This is a genomic window from Rhizobium leguminosarum bv. viciae, assembly GCF_012276115.1.
Taxonomy (GTDB): domain Bacteria; phylum Pseudomonadota; class Alphaproteobacteria; order Rhizobiales; family Rhizobiaceae; genus Rhizobium; species Rhizobium leguminosarum_T.
The window spans coordinates 1-570 of the sequence record NZ_WIEU01000066.1; the positions used below are offsets into that span (position 1 = coordinate 1).

Below are 570 nucleotides of genomic sequence, written 5' to 3' on the forward strand. Positions count from 1 at the left end.
AGGCGCAGGTCGCCAAACGGCGCACGAACCGGGGCTCGCTGCCAGCGCACCTGCCGCGCATCGAGGTCGTGGTCGATATCGATGACCATGCCTGTCCTTGCTGCCGCAATAACCTGCATCGGATCGGTGAAGATGTCAGCGAGAAGCTGGACATTGTGCCCGCCCAATTCCGCGTGCTGGTGGTGCGCCGCCCAAAGTATGCTTGCCGAGCCTGCGAGGAGGTCGTTGTCCAGGCTCCGGCCCCGGCAAGGCTGATCGAGGGCGGCATTCCGACAGAGGCAACTGTCGCCCAGGTTCTGGTCTCTAAATATGCCGACCACCTGCCGCTGTACCGCCAGGCGCAAATCTACAAGCGCCAGGGCATCGATCTTGATCGTTCGACGCTCGCCGACTGGGTCGGCCGTGCCGCCTGGCATCTGCGCCCAGTCCATCAGCGGCTGCTCGATCATTTGAAGTCGTCGTCCAAGCTCTTCGCCGACGAGACGACAGCCCCGGTGCTCGATCCGGGACGTGGCAAAACCAAGACCGGGCAGCTTTGGGCCTATGCGCGTGATGACAGGCCATGGCAGG

At 63.7% G+C, this 570-nt stretch carries 1 protein-coding gene; it reads left to right on the forward strand.

The window, feature by feature from the left end; all coding sequences use genetic code 11:
• On the forward strand, nt 1-570 hold a 570-nt coding region (gene tnpC, locus GFM02_RS35810), incomplete at both ends, for an IS66 family transposase (RefSeq protein WP_168324234.1).